11 protein-coding genes are annotated in these 12,143 nt (G+C 58.7%); 9 read left to right on the forward strand and 2 right to left on the reverse strand.

The genetic code is table 11. The annotated features are described in order from the left end of the window. The first annotated feature begins 148 nt into the window (after positions 1-148). From ACRZ95_RS15885 to ACRZ95_RS15905, 5 genes are all read left to right on the forward strand, one after another. A complete protein-coding gene (locus tag ACRZ95_RS15885) occupies positions 149-1,099 on the forward strand; it encodes a LysR family transcriptional regulator (protein WP_170679787.1) in 951 nt (316 codons plus the stop codon). Positions 1,100-1,212: 113 nt separating this feature from the next. Continuing rightward, on the forward strand, positions 1,213-2,202 hold the full coding sequence (locus ACRZ95_RS15890) for a pyridoxal-phosphate dependent enzyme (protein WP_170679785.1): 990 nt from the start codon (positions 1,213-1,215) through the stop codon (positions 2,200-2,202). Between the two features lie 93 nt (positions 2,203-2,295). Next, a complete protein-coding gene (locus tag ACRZ95_RS15895; protein WP_170679783.1) occupies positions 2,296-3,249 on the forward strand; it encodes an ornithine cyclodeaminase family protein in 954 nt (317 codons plus the stop codon). Between the two features lie 22 nt (positions 3,250-3,271). After that, a complete protein-coding gene (locus ACRZ95_RS15900; protein ID WP_170679780.1) occupies positions 3,272-4,399 on the forward strand; it encodes an aminotransferase in 1,128 nt (375 codons plus the stop codon). An 11-nt stretch (positions 4,400-4,410) separates the two neighbouring features. Then, positions 4,411-5,370, forward strand: a complete 960-nt coding sequence (locus ACRZ95_RS15905; RefSeq protein ID WP_170679778.1) for a Rossmann-fold NAD(P)-binding domain-containing protein — start codon at positions 4,411-4,413, stop codon at positions 5,368-5,370. Positions 5,371-5,375: 5 nt separating this feature from the next. Here ACRZ95_RS15905 and ACRZ95_RS15910 read toward each other — a convergent pair whose 3' ends face one another. Both ACRZ95_RS15910 and ACRZ95_RS15915 read right to left on the reverse strand, forming a co-directional pair. Continuing rightward, a complete protein-coding gene (locus ACRZ95_RS15910) occupies positions 5,376-6,479 on the reverse strand; it encodes an enolase C-terminal domain-like protein (RefSeq protein WP_170679776.1) in 1,104 nt (367 codons plus the stop codon). Positions 6,480-6,545: 66 nt separating this feature from the next. Beyond that, complete coding sequence (locus tag ACRZ95_RS15915) at positions 6,546-9,023, reverse strand: FAD-dependent oxidoreductase (RefSeq protein WP_170679774.1); 2,478 nt, start codon at positions 9,021-9,023, stop codon at positions 6,546-6,548. 134 nt (positions 9,024-9,157) lie between these two features. Here ACRZ95_RS15915 and ACRZ95_RS15920 point away from each other — a divergent pair, with 134 nt between their 5' ends. The 4 genes from ACRZ95_RS15920 (at position 9,158) to ACRZ95_RS15935 (ending at position 12,130) form a co-directional block, all read left to right on the forward strand. Next, a complete protein-coding gene (locus tag ACRZ95_RS15920; RefSeq protein WP_170679771.1) occupies positions 9,158-10,255 on the forward strand; it encodes an aromatic ring-hydroxylating oxygenase subunit alpha in 1,098 nt (365 codons plus the stop codon). Between the two features lie 168 nt (positions 10,256-10,423). Then, the gene (locus ACRZ95_RS15925; protein ID WP_170376962.1) at positions 10,424-10,804 is read left to right on the forward strand and encodes a carboxymuconolactone decarboxylase family protein; all 381 of its coding nucleotides are present in this window, start codon (positions 10,424-10,426) and stop codon (positions 10,802-10,804) included. Next, on the forward strand, positions 10,801-11,100 hold the full coding sequence (locus tag ACRZ95_RS15930) for a hypothetical protein (RefSeq protein WP_170679769.1): 300 nt from the start codon (positions 10,801-10,803) through the stop codon (positions 11,098-11,100). The genes ACRZ95_RS15925 and ACRZ95_RS15930 overlap by 4 nt, the downstream gene beginning before the upstream one ends. 34 nt (positions 11,101-11,134) lie before the next feature. After that, on the forward strand, positions 11,135-12,130 hold the full coding sequence (locus ACRZ95_RS15935) for an ABC transporter substrate-binding protein (RefSeq protein WP_170376958.1): 996 nt from the start codon (positions 11,135-11,137) through the stop codon (positions 12,128-12,130). The last annotated feature ends 13 nt before the right edge of the window (positions 12,131-12,143 follow it).

Genomic DNA, 12,143 nt, shown 5'->3' on the forward strand with positions numbered 1-12,143 from the left:
CCCTGTACTTAAAGTGGAAGGCCCCCTTGCGGCTCTTGGGGTTTTGGCGTTTCAGCTATTCCGGGTTCCACACGCTCTGAGAGTTGCACCTCTTGTTCGTCCTAACTTAAAGATAGTGGCGAAACCGGATCAGCGACGGGCGGATCAATTGAAAGACAAGACCAAAAACTTGCGCACGGCTGATCAGGGCGGAACGTCCGATGTTCAACTGCGTTTGCAAGATGCGGACATGAAGCTTTTGCAGGTATTTGCCCATGTCGTCGAGGCCGGAGGGCTATCCCCCGCGCAATATGGGCTGAACATGAGCTTGTCTGCCGTCAGCGCCGCAATCTCGAACCTGGAAACGCGGCTGGGCTTTCGCCTGTGTGACCGCGGACGCGGTGGGTTTCAGCTGACCGAAGGGGGGCTTCTTGTGTATCAGGAACTCCGCTCGCTCAGCGTTGCGATCGGGTCCTTCAACAAGTCGGTTCAAGCCTATACGAGCGACATGCAGGGTCAATTCAACATCGCGATGGACGATGCGATTCTGACCAATCTCTCGTGTCCGATCTACAAGGTGATCCAGAGGTTTGCCGCGCAAGCGCCGGAGATTTCGCTGAACATCGCCATAATGAGCGCCCCTCAGATGGAGCGCGCCTTGCTGAACAATGAACTCAACATTGCCATCGGGCCATTTCAGGAATTGTCCCCCTCGCTTCGCGCCGAAACAGTCTATGTCGAACAACAGCTGTTGTGCTGCGGGCGGTTGAACCCGATTTATGATCTGCATGACCCCGACGAAATCGAAAAGGCAGTGACCAAAGCGCAGTATTCCAAACGCAGCTTTGATGATCGCGACAGGCATCAGGCGCTTGGGCCTTTTACCTGCACCGCAACAGCGGCCACGATGGAGGCGATGCTAGCGATGGTCCTTAGCGGCCTTTACCTCGGCTACCTTCCCCGCCACGCCTGCGCGCCATGGATTGAGCGAGGTGAGCTGAAATCAGTTCTACCGCAGGTCTTTGCCTATGACACCGATATTCAGTTGGTCTCCCGCAAGGCCCACGGGGATAAACGTGTCGATTTGTTCCTGACAGCGCTGGCTGAAACTCAAAGCTGAGCGCCGTCACTTTTGCACCGCCATAAGTTCACTTCAGAAAAAATGGATTTTCTCGCGCCCGGTTTCTGACATGGTGTCCCGATGGCATCGAACGCAACGGCAGGACCCCTGACATGACGACCCCCGACAGCTATGTCTCGCTGCAAGAGATCATGAGCACCGCGCAGCGGATCGCGCCCATCGTGCGCAAGACACCCCTGGCGTTTTCTGAGGCCCTATCGGAGCGCGCAGGTTTTGAAATCTGGCTGAAGCTGGAGAACCTGCAAACCACAGGCAGCTTCAAACTGAGGGGGGCCTCAAACCGTATTCTGCAACTGACCGCCGAGGAACGCGCGCGCGGGATCATTGCTGTGTCCAGCGGCAATCACGGCAGGGCCGTGGCCTATCTGTCCAAACGTCTGGGGATCACGGCTCGTGTGGTTGTCTGCTCGCTTTGTCCGGAAAACAAGCGTCAGGCGATGCGCGACCTCGGGGCCGAGGTGATCGTGCATGGCGACACTCAGGACGAGGCGCAAGATCACGCGGATCGGCTGATGGAGCAGCACGGCTATACCTGGGCCGATCCGTTTGACGATCTGAACGTTATCGCGGGGCAAAGCACGATCGCGCTAGAAGCGCTGACCGACTTGCCCGATGCGGACATGATCATCGCGCCCTTGTCCGGGGGCGGTCTTTTGTCTGGCATTGCGCTGGCCACCAAGTCGATTTCACCCAATATCTCCGTTGTCGGGTCGTCGATGGAGGTCGAACCGGGCATGGTGCGCAGTCTTGAGGCGGGCAAACCGGTCCATGTCGAGGAATTCCCAAGCCTTGCCAGCAGCATCACGGGGGCAATCGGCCTGCGCAATCGCTATACCTTTCCGATCATTCGCGATTTCATGGATCGCGCCGTTCTGATCCCCGAGGACGCGCTGGTGCCTGAAATGGCCCGGTTTGCCGATAGCGAAGGCATGATTGTCGAGGGCGGTTCGATCACCTCGGTGATCGCAGCGCTCAGCCCTGAGGTGCGCGAGATGGCCCCCAAACGCGCCATCGTCGTCATCAGTGGCCGCAACATCGGCCTGCCGACGTTTCTGTCGGTGATCAAGGACGCAGGGGTCTGATCCCCACGTGGATGAAAGGGCATTCCCTGCCCGCGTCCCTCCCGCTAAGACACATCGGGGATTGCCCCGCACCGAAAGACCAAGGACTCCGTCATGACCGACACCTCAAAATCCGCAATCGTGCTGAACGCCTCAGACGTTGCCGCGCTTTTGCCCTCAGTTGACGCGCTGGCCGCGATGCGCGCGCTGTTTACCGAGCTTGGGCGCGGGCAAGCCGTGCAACCGTCACAAACCCTGACGCTGTTCCCCGAAGACAAGGGCGATTTCATCACCTATCTGGGGGCAAGCACCGGGGCCGATCTGTTTGGTGCCAAACTCTCGCCTTATCTGGTGCGCCCCGGCAAGCCCGTGATCACGGCATGGACAGTGCTCATGTCGATGGAAACCGGCCAACCCCTGATGCTGTGCGACTCCGGTGAGTTGACGACCGAACGCACCGCGGCCACGACCGCTTTGGCCGTCGACCACCTCGCCCGTCCTGAGGCAACGGTTCTGTCGATCATCGGCTCTGGCAAGGTGGCGCAAGCACATCTGAAACATGTGCTGGCCCTGCGCGACTGGAGCGTTATTCGCGTCTATTCCCCCAACCTTGCGCAAAACGCTGAACTGGCAACGCAGTGGCAGGCGACAGATAGCCGCGTCCAACTGGCCGACAGCGCGGAAGCCGCCGGTCAGGGCGCGGATGTCGTCATGCTCTGCACCTCGTCCGGTACGCCCGTGTTCGACACTGCGTCAGTGGCCGATGGAACATTGGTCAGTTCGATCAGCACCAATGTCGCCAACGCGCATGAGGTCGACCCGGCCTTCCTGACCACGGCCGAGGTCTATTGCGACTATCGCGCCACTACGCCCGGTTCGGCCGGAGAAATGAAACTGGCGGCCGAGGCCGGTTGGCAACCCGACAACGTTCGTGGTGATCTGGCCGAATTGCAGGTTGAGGCCTGCGAGACGCCGTCAGGTGACAAACCGGTCTTCTTCCGCTCAATCGGGTTGGGGCTAGAGGACATCTTCATGGCCCGCGCCGTCTATGACGCGGCTTCGGCGTAACTGAAAGCAGGAGGAAAGACCCATGGACATCAAACCTTTCGGCGTCGAAATGTGGATGAATGAGTTCGAGACGAAATGCGACCTCAACCTCGCGGAAACCTGCGTGGAATCCATCACTCTGGGTGAGTTGTTCGAGATGGCCGGGCAGCATAACAGCATCCTGAACGACCTGTCAGCGATGAAGATGACCTATGGCGCGATCGAAGGCTCGGACCGGTTGCGCGATGCGATTTGCAGCCTGTACGAAAACCAGACACGCGAAAACATCCTGACCACGCATGGCACCATCGGGGCGAACTCGCTGGTGCATCAGACCCTCGTGGCGCGCGGGGATCACGTGATTTCGGTGATCCCGACCTATCAGCAGCACTACTCGATCCCCGAAAGCATTGGGGCCGAGATCGAGTTACTGCACCTGAAGCCCGAAAACGCGTTCCTGCCCGATCTGGATGAATTGCGCGCCATGGTCCGCCCCGACACGCGCCTGATCGCGATCAACAACCCGAACAACCCGACGGGCGCGTTGATGGACCGCGAAATGCTGGAACAGATCGTCGAGATCGCGCGCAGCGTCGGTGCGTGGCTGCTGTGTGATGAGGTCTATCGCGGTACCGATCATACAGGGGATGGCTTCACGGCGGCAGTCGCTGATCTTTACGAAAAGGGGATCAGCACGGCGGGGATGTCCAAGGCTTATTCTCTGGCCGGTCTGCGCGTTGGCTGGATCGCGGGACCCAAGGACATGCTGCATGACGTGATGATCCACCGCGATTACAACACTATCTCGGTCGGTCAGGTCGATGAGCTACTGGCCGCTATGGCACTGGAAAATCGCGACAACATTCTGGATCGCGCGCAGCGGATAACCCGTGAAAACCTGCAGATCGTCGAAGACTGGATCGCGCAAGAGCCTCTGATCACGTGGGTCAAGCCGAAATCCGGCACCACGGCCTTGCTGAAATACGACCTGCCCATGTCCTCGCGTGAACTGTGCGTGACTTTGCTGAAAGAAGACGGCGTGATGCTGACCCCCGGCAGCGCCATGGATATGGAGGGCTGGCTGCGTCTGGGCTACACAAATCCCACAGCGGATCTGAAAGCGGGTCTGGACAAACTCTCGGGCTTTCTGGCCCGCCACAGCGCCGCCTAAGAGGGGCATAGATGATCCAGCTGGACAAGGCGCAGATTCAGGATCGGTTCGTTTTTTCAAAGGCCGTCGATGCGATCCGCGCGGCCTATGTTGCCGTCGCACAGGGACGGGTTCAGACCCCGCCAGTCACTTATCTGGGCTTCCCCGAGGCCGCCGGGGATTGCCACGTCAAATCCGGCCATATCGAGGGTGACGATACCTTCGTCATCAAGATCGCAACCGGGTTTTACGACAATCCCTCCATAGGCTTGCCCAGCTCGAACGGCATGAACATTGTCTTTTCGGCTAAAACTGGCGCGCCGGTGGCCTTTTTGCAGGACGAAGGCTGGCTGACCGATATCCGCACCGGTATCGGCGGGGCATTGGCGACGCAGGCGCTTGCGGTTGAGGGGTTTGAGCGAGTGCTAATTGTCGGCACCGGCTTGCAGGCGCGCCATCAGGCAAAGTGTCTGCAACAGTTAATCCCGGATCGACCTCTGTCGTTCCTGATCTGGGGGCGGTGCCCGGACAAGGCCAAGGCGGCAGCCGATGACCTGACCGCAATGGGGCTAAAGGCTGAACGGGTTGATGATCTGCCCTCGGCCAGCAAGACGGCGCAGGTCATCATCACGACAACACCCTCTCAGAGCTTTTTGATCGCAAACGACTGGGTGCAACCGGGCACGCATATCTCGGCCATCGGAGCGGACTGCCCCGGCAAACAGGAGCTTGAGGCTGATCTGATCGCACGCGCCGATCTGCTGGTTTGCGACTCACCCGAGCAATGTCTGGATCACGGAGAGTTCCAAACCCTTGCCAAGACCGGCCACCTGACCGAGGCCGATGTCACCACACTCGGGAACATTCTGTCCGGCGCTCATCTTGGCAGGCAATCGACTGATCAGATCACTATCGCGGATCTGACCGGGCTGGCGGCTCAGGACATTGCGATCTCAAGCGCGTTGCAAATAGAAACCGGGCAACTGTCCTAGCCAGCTTAGTCAAGGATGGCAACGGGCTGACCCAAGACTTCGGTGTCGGGGGTCACCCCAAGCCCAACACCTTCGGGTGGGGCAATGCGGCCATTTTCGCGAACGGGCCCATCCGGCGCAAGGCGGGGGCCGACATAGTGGCTGAGGTCACAGGTATTCATGATCCCGCGCGCCGGGGTCGAGGCCGCCAGATGCAACAGCGCAGCCGTAGTGATATCGCTGCCCCAGGTATCCTCGATACACATCTGCGTGCCCAGGGTCAGACACAGATCGCGGATCTGACGCATCGCGGACAGGCCGCTCATCTTGGACAGTTTCAACGCAACGGCCTGCATGCAACCCAACTGATGCGCCTGAAGGACCGAGGCGATATCCAAGGCGTTCTCGTCGATCTTCATCGGCAGACCGGTTGAGCGCTGCACGTGGGCGCATTCTTCCAGCGTCGCGCAGGGTTGCTCCAGCATCACATCCAGATGGGCCGCCGCACGCCCCACGCGGATCGCTGTCAACGCATCGCTGCCGCAGTTCCAATCGCCATAGACCAGCGGGCCGGGGCCGACGGCCTCACGCACTTTGGCCAGGCGTTCGACATCCGTTTGCCAGTCTGCATCTGCGCCCAGCTTGACCTGAAACTGGCGCATTCCTTTGTCAAAAGCGTCTCGCGCCATCCCGGCCATTTCATGCGGGGCAACGCAGGTGATCGAATGATAGAGCGGCATATCTTTGACCTGACGCCCGCCCAACAGTTTGTACAAGGGCAGACTTGCCACCTGCGCCGTCAGATCCCAAAGCGCCGTATCGATGGCCGATTTCGCATAGTCGTGGCCCGGAAGGTATGCGTTCAGTTTCTCCACCAAAGCCTCGGGTCCAACAGGATCGGCCCCGATCAAGACCGGGGCCAACTCGGTCACGGCCGGAACGACACCCTTGGCATAGGCCGGCAGATAATGAGGGATCGGGCAGACCTCCCCCCAGCCCTGCAAGCCTGTATCCGTATCAAGCCGCAGAACCACGGATGTCGTTGTATCGCAGGTTTTCCCATCCGCCATGTAGTAGGTTTCATGGCTGGTCAGAGGGACTTCCCAAACGGCAATGCGGGTGATCTTCAACTTAGACTTCCTTTTGGCGCAGAACTTGTTGAAGGGGCAGAAACGCGCGCCCTGCCCCCTTCGTATTTATGCCGGAACTGCGGCCGGAGCATCCGTTCTGGGACGCTCGGACTTCGGATCATAAGCCGCTTCGCCAAGGATACGCCCCTTGCGTGGGCAGCCGGCGATCACGACCTCGACCTCAGTGCCGGGGACATTCACATGCGGCTTGACGAAGGCAAAGGCGAGGATCTTGCCGACGCTATGACCATAAGCAACCGAAGCGGTCGCGCCCACGACCTCGCCGCCGATGCGGATTGCCTCACCCCCATGACCATCTTCGATGCCGTCTGGCTCGATTTCCAGATAGGCGCAGATCCAAGGCATTTGCCCGGCTTGGGCCTGTTCGGCGCTGGCGCGGGTGGCTTCAACCCCCAGATACTCTTTGTCCAGCTTGAAGAATCGGCTCACATTCGCCTCGGGCAAAGTGACCTCATTTGTCAGTTCTCCAGCGCCAGGGAAGGCTTTTTCCATCCGCAGACTGTTCATCGCGAACGAGCCGTAGTTCTCGATCCCGAATGCCTCTCCTGCGGCCCAAAGCGCGTTGTAGACGTCAACGCAAGCCTCATCCGGCATGTGGAATTCCCAGCCTAGTTCACCCGCATAGGACATTCGGAAGGCCCAGACCCTGTGCCCCGCGATGGTGATTTTCTGCGCCGACAGCCACCGGAAACCGGCATTGGACAGGTCGGCATCGGTGCATTTGGCCAGCACCTCGCGGGATTTTGGCCCGTTCAGGGACAAAGCCGACCAATCTTCGGAGAGCGTTTTGACGGAGACGGTCTCTCCCGCGAGGTTCTGGTTCAGGTGATCCACAAGGCGTTGCTCGAAGAACGCGGCGCAGACCAGATAGTAGCGATCTTCGGCCATGCGCACGATCGTGGTTTCAAGCTCAATCCGCCCTCTGCGGTTCAAGAAGTGCGTCAGCGTGATCGAACCGTCTTTCTGAGGCATCTTGTTCGCGGTCAGGCGATCCAGCAGCGCATGGGCATCCGGCCCCGAGACCTCAACCTTGGTGAAGGCGGTCACGTCCATGATCCCTACGCGCTCACGCACGGCCTGGCATTCCAGCGCAACCATCTTGAATACTTCGTTGCGGCGGAACGAGTAGTGGTCGCGCTGTTCCACGCCATTACGGGCAAACCAACGGGGACGTTCGTGGCCGAAAACCTCTTCGTAAACCGCACCTTTTTCCTTGAGGATCTCATATAGCGGAGACGGTTTGATCGGACGTCCCTCAAGACGGTTGAAATGCGGAAAGGGGATCTCGTGGCGCAGCTTGTAGTCTTCATGCGCCTTGACGACCTGCCAATCTTTCTTGGCGTAGCTGCCAAAGCGGCGCGGGTCATAGTCGCGCATGTTGATATCGGCGGCCCCGTGAACCATCCATTTCGCCAGTTCGCGGGTCAAACCCGGACCCCAGCCGATGCCGATCTGCGTGCCGCAGCAGCACCAGTAGTTCTTGACGCCCGGCGCCGGACCAACCATCGGGTTGCCATCGGGCGGGTGGCTGATTGCACCGTGCACTTCGCGGGTGATGCCCAACTCGGCAAAGATCGGCATCCGTTCCAGCGAGTTCTCCAACCACGGCATAACGCGGTCATAGTCGGCCTCAAAAAGCCAGTTCTCGTACTCCCATGGGCATTCATCGTGCCAGACAGAGTTCGAGTTCTCTTTCTCGTAGATCCCGATCAGGCCCTTCTTCTGCTCCATCCGGATATAGCCCGAGACCATCTTGTCATCGCGGATCACCGGCAGTTCCGTGTCCAGATCCTGAAATTCGGGCACATTCTCGGTGACAAAATAGTGGTGCGTCATCGAGGTCATGGGCAGTTGAAGATCCGACCATTCCCCCATTTGCCGCGCATAGGTGCCGCCTGCGTTGACCACATGTTCGCAGGTGATCGTGCCCTGTTCGGTCTCGACCACCCATTCGCCTGCATCGTTCTGCGTTATGTTGGTCGCGCGGCAGTGGCGGAAGATCTTCACGCCTTTCTGCCGCGCACCCGCCGCCATCGCCATAGTCACGTTCGAAGGGTCAACATGGCCATCATCGGGCGTATACAGCGCGCCTAGGACTCCATCGAGATTGTAGAACGGGTGCTTTTCGGCAATAAACTCGGGCCCCACCAGCTCAATATTGAAGCCAAGGGCGCGACCGACGGACAGTGTGTGGCGCAGCCAGTCCATCTCATCCTCGGTATAGGCCAGCCGGAACGAGCCGCAACCATGCCACGTGACGGCCTGTCCGGTCTCTTCTTCCAACGTTTTCGAATAGAGGCCGATATTGTAGTCGACCATCTTACCCAGCCCATAGGAGCTTGTGGAATGAGTGATCTGACCTGCCGCGTGCCAGGTCGAGCCGCTGGTCAGCTCGGCCTTTTCCAGGAGGATGGTCTCCTCTCCCCATCCTTCGTGGCCAAGGTGATAGGCTAGGCCACAGCCCATGACCCCGCCGCCAACAATGACGACCTTTGCGCGTTCGGGCAGTTCTTTCTTGGACATCGCAGGATTCCTGTTCCAGAGTCGCAGATTTCTGTGGATTTGATAATCAAACAAATGTACCACGGTCAACACATAACGACACAAATGAACGCTACCCAAGGCAAGCCCCTCGGTTTCCAAGTTGAGGATCCATCATGACCAAGCCGCTCACCCACTCGCTCGAGGCCCGCTACTACACCGATCCCGCCGTCTTCGAAGATGAGATGAACGGGCTGCTGGCGCGGACATGGCAATTCGCAGGACATGCGGCCGATATCCCGAATGTGGGCGACTATTTTGCCTTTCAGATTGCTGGTCAGAACTTGTTTGCCATTCGCGGCAGGGATGAGGTGGTGCGCACTTTCTACAACGTGTGTCAGCACCGCGCGCATGAGATGGTGACCGGAACCGGCAACACTCGGGTCGTGGTCTGCCCCTATCACCAATGGACGTATGAGCTGACGGGCGGGCTGCGCGCAGGGCCCAACATCAAGTCGGTCCCGGGCTTTGAACGGGAGAAAATCTGTCTGACCGAAGTTCGGACCGAGATTTTTCTCGGCTTCATCTTCGTCAATCTCGACAAAGATGCCGCCCCGATGGACGACTGGTATCCCGGCGTGCGCAAAGAAATTGCGGAATTCGTTCCGCAAATTGATGACCTCGCGCCGTTGGAATGGGTCGAGATTCCAGAGAATTGTAATTGGAAGGTCTCGGTCGAAAATTACTCGGAATGCTATCACTGTCCATCGAACCACCCGACCTTTGCCGAGGGCGTGGTGAAGCCGGAAACCTATGACATCCGGCCAGACAAGCAAGGCGGCTACGTGCTGCGCCACACCACCGAGTGTCAGGCGCTGGACAAGATGACCTATCCGATCGACCTGTCGGTGCCCCATGCCGGAGACTATCAATCGTGGTTCCTGTGGCCCATGTTCTCATTCCAGTGTTATCCGGGGAATGTGCTGAACACCTATCACTGGCGGGCCGAAACCGTGGACACATGCACCGTCTGGCGGGGCTGGTATACGGAAGGCGGCCATGAAAGCGATGTGATCCGAGGACTAGCCGTACAGGATCGCGAGACCACCGTGGCCGAGGATATTCGCTTGGTCGAATCCGTGTATCGCGGCCTCAAGTCCAAGGGCTATGTGCCCGGCCCACTGGTTCTGGACCCCAAATGCGGCGTGATGAGCGAACATTCCATCGCCCGGCTGCAACAATGGATGCGGGACGGCGTAGACAAACCCGCCTGACCTTAAACTCTTTTGGATTCCGTACGGTAGAACCTGCCACTGTGCAGGTTGACGTGCGACTCATTGCTTTTGAATTTGGATATAAAGGCAAGTCCCATCTGGCAGGAGACCCGTCTGCCGGATTGGCTGACCAATAGTCAACGGGTCGCATAATCACGAGGAAGACCTATGGATGACACCCTGTTCGAAACCGGGCTGAAGCAACGAAAATCGACCCTGGGCGCAGAATATGTGGAAAAGAACCTTGCGGCGGCCGATGACTTTACTCGCCCGTTTCAGGAGGCCATGACTGCCTGGTGCTGGGGCTTTGGCTGGGGCGACGACACAATTGACGCCAAAACGCGCTCGATGATGAACCTCGCCATGCTGGGTGCGTTGGGCAAAATGCACGAATGGGAAATCCACTGCAACGGCGCCCTGAACAATGGCGTCACCAAGGAGGAAATCCAGTCGATCATTCACGTGGTTGGAATCTATTGCGGTGTTCCTCAATCGCTTGAATGCTTCCGCGTCGCGCGCAAGGTGTTGGAGGAACGGGATCTACTATGACGCCCGCTTTGAAACAGCGATCAGAGGTGTCGATTCTCTCCACTGGCACCAGCGCAATCACGCTCGACCAGACGTCTTTGGCGCAACCGCGCACGGGGGCGGCTCAACATGAGACCATGTTGAAAACAAACAGCAATTCCCGGCAGAGCCGCCAAATGGATTTTGCGCGCCTGCGCGCCCAATTTCTCAGCTCTGCCCCCGGTTTATACAGCGCCGCAGCACAATTTGTTTCGCTGTTTCACCATCTTGGGTCTATTGTCTCAGGTATCGGTCAGACAAAAAGTCGGGCCATATAAAAAATGATCATCACAACAGGGAGAACATAAACCAATGATCAAAAAGTATCTGCTCTCAACGGCCTGCGCCGGTCTTGCCGCGTTCTCGGCATCACAAGCAGCGGCCGCGGATGAAATCACCGTCGCCTATTTCCTGGAATGGCCAATGCCGTTCCAATACGCCAAGGCCAACGGCACCTATGAAGAAGAGATGGGCGTCAAGATCAACTGGGTGTCCTTCGACACCGGGACTGCGATGTCGGCTGCTATGGCATCCGGTGACGTTCAGATCGCTGTAAGCCAAGGCGTTCCGCCCTTCGTTGTGGCCACATCAGCTGGTCAGGACCTGCAGGCCGTCGATGTTGCGGTTAGCTATTCGGACAATGACAACTGCGTCGTGGCCGAAGCGCTGGAAATCGACAAAACCAACGCCGGAGAGTTGAACGGCAAGAAAGTCGGTGTGCCGATCGGCACGGCCGCGCACTATGGGTTCCTGTCGCAGATGGCCCATTTCGGTGTGGATACCAGCTCGCTCGAGATCGTCGACATGGCACCCGCCGACGGCGCGGCAGCCTTTGCTCAGGGTAACCTGGACATGGTCTGCGGCTGGGGTGGCGCTCTGCGTCGTATGACTGAACATGGCAACGTATTGCTGACCGGAGCTGAGAAGGAAGAGCTTGGCATTCTGGTGTTCGACGTCACAAGCGCACCAACCGCGTTCATCGAGGAAGAGCCGGAACTGCTGTCCAAGTTCCTCAAAGTGACTGCTGACGCAAACGCGCAGTGGAACGCAGGTGAATCCAAAGACGAGATGCTGGCCGTGATCGCAAAGGATGCAGGTATGGACCTGGCCGATGCCGAGGCAACCATCGCGACCTTCACCTTCCCCTCCGCCGAAGAGCAGCTGTCTGACAAATGGCTGGGTGGTGGCGCGCATGAGTTCATGGGCGGCGTTGCCAATGTCTTTGTGGATGCGGGCAGCATCGACTCGGCGCTGGACTCCTATGAGGGCGCTGTAAACAGCGCGCCGCTGGCGGCCGCGTCCAACTAATACAACATACATA

It is taken from the genome of Ruegeria sp. AI3, assembly GCF_056541245.1.

Excerpts from the sequence above, each read along its gene's own strand:
- ACRZ95_RS15900 (WP_170679780.1), top strand. The coding sequence starts at position 3,272 with ATGGACATCAAACCTTTCGGCGTCGAAATGTGGATGAATGAGTTCGAG.
- ACRZ95_RS15905 (WP_170679778.1), top strand. The coding sequence starts at position 4,411 with ATGATCCAGCTGGACAAGGCGCAGATTCAGGATCGGTTCGTTTTTTCA.
- ACRZ95_RS15930 (WP_170679769.1), top strand. The coding sequence starts at position 10,801 with ATGACGCCCGCTTTGAAACAGCGATCAGAGGTGTCGATTCTCTCCACT.
- ACRZ95_RS15935 (WP_170376958.1), top strand. The coding sequence starts at position 11,135 with ATGATCAAAAAGTATCTGCTCTCAACGGCCTGCGCCGGTCTTGCCGCG.
- ACRZ95_RS15925 (WP_170376962.1), top strand. The coding sequence starts at position 10,424 with ATGGATGACACCCTGTTCGAAACCGGGCTGAAGCAACGAAAATCGACC.
- ACRZ95_RS15920 (WP_170679771.1), top strand. The coding sequence starts at position 9,158 with ATGACCAAGCCGCTCACCCACTCGCTCGAGGCCCGCTACTACACCGAT.
- ACRZ95_RS15895 (WP_170679783.1), top strand. The coding sequence starts at position 2,296 with ATGACCGACACCTCAAAATCCGCAATCGTGCTGAACGCCTCAGACGTT.
- ACRZ95_RS15915 (WP_170679774.1), bottom strand. The coding sequence starts at position 9,023 with ATGTCCAAGAAAGAACTGCCCGAACGCGCAAAGGTCGTCATTGTTGGC.
- ACRZ95_RS15890 (WP_170679785.1), top strand. The coding sequence starts at position 1,213 with ATGACGACCCCCGACAGCTATGTCTCGCTGCAAGAGATCATGAGCACC.